9 protein-coding genes are annotated in these 10,409 nt (G+C 41.9%); 6 read left to right on the forward strand and 3 right to left on the reverse strand.

Features of this window, described 5'->3' with window-relative positions:
- On the reverse strand, positions 1 to 810 hold an 810-nt coding region (locus tag ABYB02_RS10740; protein ID WP_372762458.1), incomplete at its 3' end, for a phosphopentomutase.
- 192 nt (positions 811 to 1,002) lie between these two features.
- Between ABYB02_RS10740 and udk the strand changes: the two genes are divergently transcribed.
- The 3 genes from udk to ABYB02_RS10755 all read left to right on the forward strand — a co-directional run bounded on the left by udk (position 1,003) and on the right by ABYB02_RS10755 (position 3,883).
- Positions 1,003 to 1,635 (forward strand): uridine kinase, encoded by a 633-nt coding sequence (gene udk, locus ABYB02_RS10745; RefSeq protein WP_024596281.1) that lies wholly within the window; start codon positions 1,003 to 1,005, stop codon positions 1,633 to 1,635.
- 17 nt (positions 1,636 to 1,652) lie between these two features.
- Positions 1,653 to 2,879 carry a NupC/NupG family nucleoside CNT transporter gene (locus ABYB02_RS10750; RefSeq protein WP_039488805.1) on the forward strand — a complete coding sequence of 409 codons (1,227 nt, stop codon included), beginning with the start codon at positions 1,653 to 1,655 and terminating at the stop codon, positions 2,877 to 2,879.
- Between the two features lie 293 nt (positions 2,880 to 3,172).
- Positions 3,173 to 3,883, forward strand: a complete 711-nt coding sequence (locus tag ABYB02_RS10755) for an ABC transporter substrate-binding protein (protein WP_182672722.1) — start codon at positions 3,173 to 3,175, stop codon at positions 3,881 to 3,883.
- Between the two features lie 2 nt (positions 3,884 to 3,885).
- On the opposite strand, the gene ABYB02_RS10760 is transcribed toward ABYB02_RS10755, so the two are convergent.
- Complete coding sequence (locus ABYB02_RS10760) at positions 3,886 to 4,668, reverse strand: substrate-binding periplasmic protein (RefSeq protein WP_372762462.1); 783 nt, start codon at positions 4,666 to 4,668, stop codon at positions 3,886 to 3,888.
- Positions 4,669 to 4,750: 82 nt separating this feature from the next.
- Positions 4,751 to 4,960, reverse strand: a complete 210-nt coding sequence (locus tag ABYB02_RS10765) for a cold-shock protein (protein ID WP_002959120.1) — start codon at positions 4,958 to 4,960, stop codon at positions 4,751 to 4,753.
- A 486-nt stretch (positions 4,961 to 5,446) separates the two neighbouring features.
- Here ABYB02_RS10765 and ABYB02_RS10770 point away from each other — a divergent pair, with 486 nt between their 5' ends.
- The 3 genes from ABYB02_RS10770 to ABYB02_RS10780 all read left to right on the forward strand — a co-directional run bounded on the left by ABYB02_RS10770 (position 5,447) and on the right by ABYB02_RS10780 (position 10,336).
- Entirely contained in the window at positions 5,447 to 7,246 is a 1,800-nt protein-coding gene (locus ABYB02_RS10770) for a glycoside hydrolase family 3 N-terminal domain-containing protein (RefSeq protein ID WP_372762459.1), read from the forward strand.
- A gap of 12 nt (positions 7,247 to 7,258) precedes the next feature.
- Positions 7,259 to 7,993, forward strand: coding sequence for a 5-oxoprolinase subunit PxpA (locus tag ABYB02_RS10775; protein WP_372762460.1), 735 nt, complete (start codon positions 7,259 to 7,261; stop codon positions 7,991 to 7,993).
- A gap of 324 nt (positions 7,994 to 8,317) precedes the next feature.
- Entirely contained in the window at positions 8,318 to 10,336 is a 2,019-nt protein-coding gene (locus tag ABYB02_RS10780) for a prolyl oligopeptidase family serine peptidase (protein WP_372762461.1), read from the forward strand.
- Positions 10,337 to 10,409: the final 73 nt, after the last annotated feature.

Consider the following 10,409-nt stretch of genomic DNA (forward strand, 5'->3'; position numbering starts at 1 on the left):
CATAAGCCCAGGTGCTTTATGCTTTTGGGTTATGCCCTGATGCGCATAAATATCTGAAATTTTACCAATACTAATTACTTCGCCGCCGTCTTTTGCTAATACGTCTAGCAATGTGGGTGCTGGCGGAAGCACTGAATAGTCGCGACGATTACCCGTTCGAGCAAAGTCTTGGCTATTTGAACCCAAAAATGGCCGCGCAATCACTCGTCCTATATTCATTTCATCAAGTAGCGCCCGTGCGATTTCGCAAACTTGATAAAGCTTCTCTAGGCCGAATGACTCTTCATGCGCGGCTATTTGAAACACGCTATCAGCTGAGGTGTAACAGATTGGTTTACCTGTTTTTACGTGCTCTTCACCTAGCTGTTCTAAAATGGTTGTTCCCGATGCATGGCAGTTGCCTAAAATGCCAGGAATACCAGTACGAGCTATAAACTCGTCTATAAATTCTTGTGGGAAACTTGGCTGTGTTTTTGGGAAATATCCCCAATCAAATAACACAGGTACTCCTGCCATTTCCCAATGACCTGATGGCGTGTCTTTTCCGCTAGATAATTCTTTAGCGTAACCCCATGCTCCTTGAGAAGCTTGGCGGTCTGAAATTAAACACGGTTCTCCACCGGCAGCTTCACATGCATCCACTAACCCAAGTTTTGATAGATTAGGAAGCGATAATGCAGCGCCTGTTTCGTCGTAATATGCTTTTAGTAAGTGAGCGAATGTATTAGCCCCAAGATCGCCGAATTTATCTGCATCTGGTGCTGCACCGATTCCTAGGCTATCTGCCATTAAGATAATTGCTCTTGCCATTTTGACCTCACTTTGATTCTAGGTGGTTACTTTATCCGCTGATCGATTTTTCCGTACAGGACAAAAGTCCTGTTTCATAAAACCTAAACATTATAAATTTGCATTCTTAAGCGAAGCAAAAGAGATTAATCGTGTCTTTTTTGCTATTGTGATCTACCAACAATATATCCTTCTGTGTGGGTGAGAACTTTAGTGACACGAACTACTATTATAGCTATTGCAGGCGCGTCTGCGTCGGGCAAATCTCTTTTTAGCCAAACTATATACAATGAATTGGTTAATGAGCTTGAACCAGGCGCTATCGCCATTATTGAAGAAGATGCTTACTACAAGGATCAGTCGCATTTACCGATGGCGCATCGTACGCAAACGAATTACGACCATCCTGATGCATTTGAACATGCGTTAATGCTTGAGCATTTAACACAGCTTCGTAGTGGAAATTCAGTTGAAGTACCAACGTATGATTATGCACAGCATACACGTAGCGAGAAAACTCGCCGAGTGCCTGCTGCTAAAATACTCATTGTTGAAGGTATTTTATTATTGAGTGACAAAGCGCTTAATAAAGAATTTGATATTAAGGTGTTTATAGATACGCCTTTAGATATTTGCTTAATGCGTCGTATGCAACGTGATATGGAGCAACGAGGCAGAACATTACAATCTGTTGTTGAGCAGTATCAAGCAACTGTTAGACCGATGTTTTATCAATTTATTGAGCCTTCTAAGCATAACGCAGATTTAGTTGTGACTCGAGGCGGTATGAACCGCGTTGCGATTGATATAATAAAAAGTAAGATAAAATATTTACTACAAGAATAACAACGGGAAACATTTGTATGACAACATTTATGAGCTTAGTGGGCATGTGTGTGCTACTAAGCATTGCCTTTGCGGCATCAACTAATCGCAAGGCAATTAATTTAAGAACCGTTGGTATAGCATTTGCGATGCAAGTAGTTATTGGCGGTTTTGTCCTGTTTTTTGAAGCAGGAAAAAATGTGTTAACGAGCATGTCAGCAGCCGTATCGTCGGTTATTGGTTATGCAAACGACGGTATTGGGTTTTTGTTTGGCCCACTTGCCTCACAAGACACATTAGGTTTTATTTTTGCGATCCAAGTTTTGCCCGTTATCGTGTTTTTCTCAGCACTTGTTGCTGTGTTGTATCACCTTGGCATTATGGATTGGATAATTAGGATTTTAGGCGGCGGTTTACAAAAATTATTGAAAACCTCTCGCACAGAATCGCTTTCAGCAACGGCAAATATTTTTGTTGGCCAAACTGAAGCACCGCTGATAGTTAAGCCATTTATAGCAACAATGACTAAATCGGAATTGTTTGCAGTGATGGTAGGTGGCTTAGCCACTGTGGCAGGCTCTGTAATGGCTGGTTACGTTATTATTGGCGTAGATCTTAAGTATTTAATAGCAGCGAGCTTTATGGCTGCTCCAGGTGGTTTTTTAATGGCCAAGATGATTGTGCCAGAAACTGAAACGCCTAAAGATAACTTAGCTGATTTAGATTTAGATGACGAAGATAAGCCTGTAAATGTAATTGATGCAGCTGCATCAGGTGCAGCAAACGGTATGCATTTAGCACTTAATGTAGGTGCAATGTTACTTGCTTTTGTAGCGCTAATTGCACTATTAAACGGTTTATTAGGCGGTATTGGTGGGTGGTTTGATTATCCAACATTAACGCTTCAAGAAATATTAGGTTATGTATTTGCTCCTGTTGCATGGTTACTAGGTGTGCCATGGGATGAAGCAATTATAGCCGGCAGCTTTATTGGTCAAAAGATAGTAGTGAACGAGTTTGTTGCTTACTTAGACTTTATAAATTATCGCGATACGTTAAGCGCACACACACAAGCAATTGTTACTTTTGCTCTATGTGGCTTTGCTAACCTATCATCGATAGCCATTTTACTAGGTGGGTTAGGCGGTATGGCGCCTAGTCGGCGGAAGGATATCGCACGCTTAGGGCTCAGAGCAGTGTTAGCAGGATCTATGGCTAACCTTATGAGCGCAGCAATTGCTGGGTTTTTCCTCTCGCTAGCTTAGAAACTTATTGAGATGAACACCGGTGTTGCAAAACAAGAGGATAGCGCTTTAAGGGGTTAAAGCTCTATCTGACTTGAACGATACTTCACCAAGGGCCGCAAGGCCCTTTTATCGTTTTAGGCCTTCCAGATTTATACACTTCCAACCTTCAAGCTATTTAACCTTATTTATGGTTATATATAACTCAAATAAACCAATATCTTAGTAACAAATTCACATAAATATTTTTTGTGTTTTTCGTATTTTCAGCCACACTTATATTACTTAAGCTAACCGACTAACGATCCGCTATTGTGAAATATATTCTTTATTCTCTTTTTTTAATTTGTTCTGTGTATGTTCAAGCAAAAGAACCCATCCTTGTTGTTACAGAGTTAGCACCGCCAAACCAGGTGTTGATTGATGGTGAGGTAGCAGGTGAAGGCACTCAATTTATTAGAGATATATTTGCTGAGGCTGATCTAACACCTAACATTCAAATGTACCCTTGGGCACGTGCTTATAAAATTGCAGATGAGCTTAAAAATACCTTTATATACAGCCTTGCACGCACTGTAGAGCGAGAAGACAAATTTTATTGGATAGGACCTGTCGGACGTTTTGAACTAGGCTTTATTGGCCTATCAGAGCGAGATGATCTTATTATAAACACTACTGAGCAAGCCAAAGTGTACAAAATTGCTATGCAGCGCAATGACTTTTCAACACAAACCCTCGCTAAACTGGGGTTTGAAGTTGTTTTAACCTCTGATATTCAAAAGTCATACTCTTTACTACTCGCTAAAAAAGTAGATTTAATTGTGGACGATCCTTTGTTCATGCAGCAGATGAGTGATTATCTAAAGCTCAAACCAGCGCACTTAAAGTTTATTTATAAAATAGATGAGCTAACAATTGATGCTTATTTAGCTGCAAATAAAAAAACAGATATGCATTTAATAGAAGCACTGCAAGCTGCATTTTTAAAAATAAAGCAAAAGAAAGGGCTGCCTTACAGGCACTAACATTAGCGCTTATAACGTTTTTTATAAGCCGAAAAGTTATCCTTCTTTTTAAGCTTTTCATACTCCCTATTAAAACGCTCTACAATGTAATTGGGTACTGATTTATTAAACGCGATGTAGTTACCTGCTATCTCAGGTAATGGTAATTCCTGCAGCCTAACGACATCGTCTTCACTATACCCAAAAGGCGAAAGTTGATAACCAATGGTGTATTCAGAGCCTAAAATCAAATCTATTTTACTATTTAAAAACAAGTGCATATATTGCTTTTCATCACCTATGGACAAAAGGTTTTTACCTGCTTCAAACCCTACTTTTTTAATTATGGATTCGTAAATATCCCCTCTTACGATAGCAAGTGAAAACTGCTTTGCTTCATTTAAGCTATTCATTTTTAACTGAGTATTTTTTTTAAGTTTATAAAAAAATGTTTCACTGGATGCCAAAGGCCCTACCCAATTAAAAATAGGCGTTCTTTGAGGTGTTTTAGCGATAGAGATAATACCTGAATGCTTTTCTTTTTGGGCTAGGCTGTAAGCACGTTTCCAAGGAAGTATTTTAAATTCACAGGTAATGTCTGACGCAATGCATACATCTTTTACAATATCGAGATTTATGCCAACAAGTTGACCCGCTTTGTTTTCAAAATTGTATGGCGAAAAGTGCTCAGTGTAGACCGTGAGCTTGAAACCTTCAGCCTGTGCGTAATGACTAATAAATATAAAAACAAGTATAAGGAAGGATTTAATGATAACGATACCTACTGATGAACTTACATTAATAATAGGTGCAGCTTAGGTTGAGTCAAATTTCAGACACAAAAAAAGCGCCTTAAGCGCTTTTTTTCATTTTACTTAAAAAGTAAAATTATACAGCTGTGATGTTATCAGCTTGTGGACCTTTTTGACCTTGTGAAAGAGTGAACTCTACACGTTGGCCTTCAGCTAAAGTTTTGAAACCTTCGCTTTTGATTGCTGAGAAATGTGCGAAAACGTCTGGGCCATTTTCTTGCTCGATGAAACCAAAACCTTTAGACTCGTTGAACCACTTAACTGTACCTGATACGATGTTAGACATAGTATTATTCCTGATATAAAAATTAATAAAGTGCCCTAATTGGGCGGGTGTAGCAAAAAATGAGATGGTACTTAAAAACTTCAGGACGGTACTACAAGTATTACTTATACAACAACGAAATGGAGATTTATAAATTACATGCTTTCTTTCTAGCTGCGGCCTACTATATAGATTTTAAATTTACTGTCAAGCCTAGTTGCAAAATAGTTTTAAGTTATTTTATCAATTAATGTCAGCAACTTCCCCCGCCGCTAAATGAACGGCTCGCAGCGGCAACTGACCAAGGAGCATCGCGCAACCTACGCTAAACGCAAAGCCCTTTAATGGCAGCATGGTATATATTAGCTCAGCACATAAGCCGCGTGTTTTGCAGTTGCACTAAAAAATAGATAAGCTGCAACCACTTATATATGTTAGTTAACCTTGGGGTGTATTTTGCTTAATAAGTACGCTGTATCGTCACTTGCTTTTTTTATTGGGTGTTTAATGCCATTACAATCTTCTACCGCTCAAGCGGCACTTACGCTTGAACAGCAACTTGGCCAAAAGCTCATTCTCGACTTTCGCTATTTTTGTCAGCAAGGCAGTAGTGAACGCTGTCGTACCCCACTGACTCAACTCCCTGAGGCGCTAGCCAACGCGATCAGTGAGTATAATATTGGTGGAGTGATTTTATTTTCCGAAAACAGCCAATCAATTGAACAATTAGTTAGCCTTAATCAACAATTACAAACTGCTGCGAGTAAATCTAGCTCAGCGTTACCGTTATTTATTTCGATTGATCAAGAAGGTGGCCGTGTGGCACGCTTACCGCGCGACGTGGCCACTTCGTTTACCGGCAATATGTCTATTGGTGCCACCTACGATAAACACGGTAGTTATTATGCTACACAAAGTGCGACCGTGCTGGCGACTGAACTTGCTGCCGTGGGGGTTAACGTTAATTATGCCCCATCGATAGACGTGAATATGAACCCTGACAACCCGGTGATTAACGTGCGCTCATTTGGTGAAAACCCAAGCCGCGTCGCCACCTTAGGTGCAGCGCAAGTCGCTGCATTTGAAGCAAATGGGGTTATTAGCTCGTTGAAGCATTTTCCGGGGCACGGCGACACCAATGTCGATAGCCATACCGGATTACCGCGAGTAAACCATGCTAAAGAAGTCATTTACCAACAAGACATAGCGCCATTTAAACAAATTATTAATGAGCAAAGCCCGGGCATGATCATGACTGCGCACATTCAATACCCTGCATTAGATAGCTCTACGTTTACCAGTGTCGATGGTAAACAAATGATTAAACCCGCCACCATGTCACGCACAATCATAACCGATATATTACGTAATGAGATTAATTATCAAGGGGTTGTTATAACAGACGCACTGGATATGGCGGGGATCAGCGAGTTTTTTAATCCCACAGAAGCGGTGATCAACACCTTTGCTGCCGGCGTTGATATTGCCCTTATGCCCATAGCAATTCGCACCGCAGATGATCTCGTCAAACTCAAGCAGCTGATAAACGCGCTGGTCGCAGCAGTTGCTGCTAAGCAATTAGATCGGCAAGAAATAGCGCAGTCGGCGCAGCGTATTGTCGCGCTGAAAAATAAATTTAAACTCAGTTCAGCGTTTACAGCAACTGATACACAACATCAAGCTCAACAGCTAATTGGCAGTCAAGCGCACCGTGCCATAGAAGCAGAGCTTGCCTTAGCGGCTATTACAGAAGTAAAAAACGAGCGTATTACCCTGCCGTTAACCTTTGCCGCGGGGCAACATGTACACATTATTATGCCCGACACTCGCAAGTGTATGGCAATGCAACAAGCACTCGAAACGTACAGCCAGCATTCACTGAGCTATAGCTGTAGTAGCCTGCAAGGTTTTGATCCGCAACAAGCACATGCAGACATTAATAAAGCCGATGTTGTTATAGCGGGCAACGCAACCCCCAAGCAAAGTGCGGTTGAAATTGGCGGTATGGATGACCTAGCCGACGCGGCGCAATTTGCACTTAATAATCAGCAACAACCAAAAGCACTTGAGTCGTTATTAAAAGTGGCAAAAAAGCAAAATAAAAACACCGTGTTTATTAGCCTAAGAGCCCCTTACGATATTGCCCAGTTTGGCAACTATGCCGATGCGATACTCGCCTCTTATGCGTATAATATAGATGTCGATAACAAAACGGCTGTAACTGGGCCTGCCTTTACGGCGTTAGCCAAAGTTTTACTAGGTAAATCGTCAGCACAAGGCAGTTTACCGGTTACGATAAAAAAATAGGAAGCGTTTATCATGCAGCTTAATTGTGATTTAGGTGAGAGCTTTGGAGCTTGGACTATGGGACTAGACGAGGCGGTGATGCCACATATTGATATGGCAAATATTGCCTGTGGCTTTCACGCCGGTGATGCCGATGTGATGGCAAACACGCTGTTGCTGGCCAAACAACACCAAGTACAAATCGGTGCCCACCCCAGTTACCCCGATAAACAAGGCTTTGGCCGGCGCTCTATGACGCTTAGCCCACAACAGCTGATTAACTGCCTTCACTATCAAATAGCCGCATTAGAGGGCATGGCAAAAGTGCATGGTCTTAGCCTAAGTTACGTTAAACCCCATGGTGCCTTGTATAACGACATGATGCTTGATGAGCAGCTGTTAACCACGGTGATGCTGGCAGTCGCCCGCTACCCAAGCCCATTACGGTTAATGCTGCTGGCAACCAATGACAGCAATAAACACCAGCAAATGGCCCACAGCTTAGGCATAGAGCTCATCTTAGAGGCGTTTGCCGATCGGCAATATAATGATGCCGGTCAGTTAGTTTCAAGACAACTTGCAGGCAGTGTGCATAACCAAGCCGCATTACTGAGCCAAGTAAAACAACTGCTAGCCGATGGCAGTGTTATTACTCGCTCAGCTAAAAAGCTCTCACTCAATGCCGATAGCTTGTGTGTGCATGGCGATAACGCAGCAAGCATTGCTGTTATTCAGCAAATAAAAGCTTTGTGTAACAGTCGCTGCTAATATTACATCGCGCTAAAAGTTGTAAACCCCCTTTACAGCTTTTAGCAATTATTCAGTCTAATCTAGATAATTTCGCCGTTATAAAGTCGTCAACAGCCTCAGTGCCCGCCATAAAATAAGCTTAATATTAAGCTGTAAAACCCCCTTGCTCTAGCTATTATTTTTAAACTCACTAACATATGGGATGACAGCCAAGTTGTTCGCTCATCACCTAAGTTAGCGCTAAATTGATGATTTAACAGCAAAGCTAAAAATATAATAACAATGCCGTTAATCAGCGCAGAGTCATTCTGCAATCGATATTAATCACTACAGGGAATAATAATGAAGACGCTTTATGCACTGAGTTTGCTAATAAGTGCTAGTAATCTAGCCTATGCTAATAACAATACGTTACAGTTAGAGGATGTATTTACCTTAGAGTATGCCAACCAGCTTGATATCACCAAAGACGGGAAAACGGTTTATTTTGTGCGCAATAGAATGGATATAAAAACCGATCGCAAAATTGGTAATATTTGGACCGTAGACTACAAAACACGACATATGCAGCCGTTAACCTCTGGTGTGCATATGGATTACTCGCCAAAACTATCGCCCGATGGCTCTCGTCTTGCTTTTATTTCCAACCGTGATGGCAGCCAACAAATTTATATGAAATGGCTTAAAACCGGCGCTGTCAGTAAAATTAGTAATTTAACCAACACGCCCAAGGCATTAAAGTGGAGCCCCGATGCTAAGCAATTGGTATTTACCATGTTTGTGCCTACTGCAGCCACTGCCCCTATTAGCTTACCTGGCAAGCCTGAAGGAGCAAGCTGGGCTGAGCCTGCCAACTACATTGATGATGTGTATTACCGCGCCGACGGTGCCGGTTATAGCAAAAAAGGCTTTGACCAATTATTTCTTATAGACGCAAACGGCGGCAATGCAAAGCAACTCACCTTTGATGAGTTTAATAACGGCGGTGAGGTAAGTTTTAGTAAAGATAAAAAAGCCTTGTACTTTTCAGCCAACAGGCACGAAAATTATTTATTAAAACCCACCAATACTGAAATCTATAAACTCAATTTAACCACTTTGGCCATTACCGCCGTCACCGATAGAAATGGCCCCGATCAGCGCCCCACTGTATCGCCAAACGGCCGTTACCTAGCCTATGTTGGTTACGATGATAAGCAAACCAATTACGAAAATAGCCAGCTTTATTTGCACGACTTAAGTTCTGGCAAAACCCGCTCGTTAACCGCCGATTTAGACCGCAGTGTCGCTAATATAACCTGGAGCGGTAACTCTAAAGGTATTTACTTTAGTTATGCCGATCAGGGCAAAACCGTGCTTGCCTATCAACCGCGCAGTGGCAAGCGTAAAGTCATTACCGAACAAATTGGCAGTGTGTCGTTTGGCCGCCCCTATTCAGGGGGAGACTTTACGGTGAGTGAAGATAACGACATTGCCTTTACCCTTGCCGATACGCAGCGCCCTGCCGATGTGGCGGCCATTAAACGCGGTAAAGCACAGCGCCTAACCAGTTTAAATGACAATGCACTGGGCCATAAACAGTTAGCCCGTGTAGAAGAGCTGTGGCTTAAATCGAGCCACGACCAACTCCCAATTCAAGCGTGGGTAGCCTACCCGCCTGGTTTTGATAGCAGCAAAAAATACCCGTTAATCCTTGAAATACACGGCGGCCCAGTGGCCAATTACGGGCCGCATTTTAGTGCCGAAGTACAACTGTTTGCCGCCAAAGGTAACGTGGTACTGTACATGAACCCGCGTGGTAGTGACTCGTACGGCAAGGAGTTTGCGCAAACGATTCATCATAATTACCCCAGTAACGATTTTGATGATTTAATGACTGGAGTCGATGCGTTAATCGCGAAAGGCTTTATTGATGAATCAAAGCTATTTGTTACCGGTGGCTCAGGTGGTGGTGTGCTTACAGCATGGATCATCGGTCATACCGACCGTTTTGCCGCAGCCGTGGTTGCTAAACCTGTGATTAACTGGATCAGTTTTGTACTAACTGCTGATTACTACCCATTTTTTGCCGATTACTGGTTTCCGGGTAAGCCGTGGGATCATATAGAACATTATATGCAACGTTCGCCAATTAGTTATGTTGGCAAGGTTAAAACGCCCACTATGCTACTCACTGGTGAAGCCGATTACCGCACGCCGATTTCGGAAACAGAGCAGTTTTATCAAGCCTTAAAATTACAAGGAGTTGATACTGCTATGGTACGTATTCCTGATGCGTCACATGGCATTACTTCGCGACCTTCTAACTTAATGACTAAAGTGGCCTATATTCAATGGTGGTTTGATAAACACAGTAAATAGTAAAACAAGTGATTGATTAATATTTTTAAGCCACTGTTAACAGTGGCTTTTTACTTTAGGAGTAACTGTAAAG

The organism is Pseudoalteromonas sp. (genome assembly GCF_041613455.1).
GTDB lineage: Bacteria > Pseudomonadota > Gammaproteobacteria > Enterobacterales > Alteromonadaceae > Pseudoalteromonas.

Bases quoted from the DNA above. Each gene is read 5' to 3' on its own strand.
- ABYB02_RS10770 (WP_372762459.1), top strand. From the start codon at position 5,447: ATGCCATTACAATCTTCTACCGCTCAAGCGGCACTTACGCTTGAACAG.
- ABYB02_RS10765 (WP_002959120.1), bottom strand. From the start codon at position 4,960: ATGTCTAACATCGTATCAGGTACAGTTAAGTGGTTCAACGAGTCTAAA.
- ABYB02_RS10750 (WP_039488805.1), top strand. From the start codon at position 1,653: ATGACAACATTTATGAGCTTAGTGGGCATGTGTGTGCTACTAAGCATT.
- ABYB02_RS10775 (WP_372762460.1), top strand. From the start codon at position 7,259: ATGCAGCTTAATTGTGATTTAGGTGAGAGCTTTGGAGCTTGGACTATG.
- ABYB02_RS10780 (WP_372762461.1), top strand. From the start codon at position 8,318: ATGAAGACGCTTTATGCACTGAGTTTGCTAATAAGTGCTAGTAATCTA.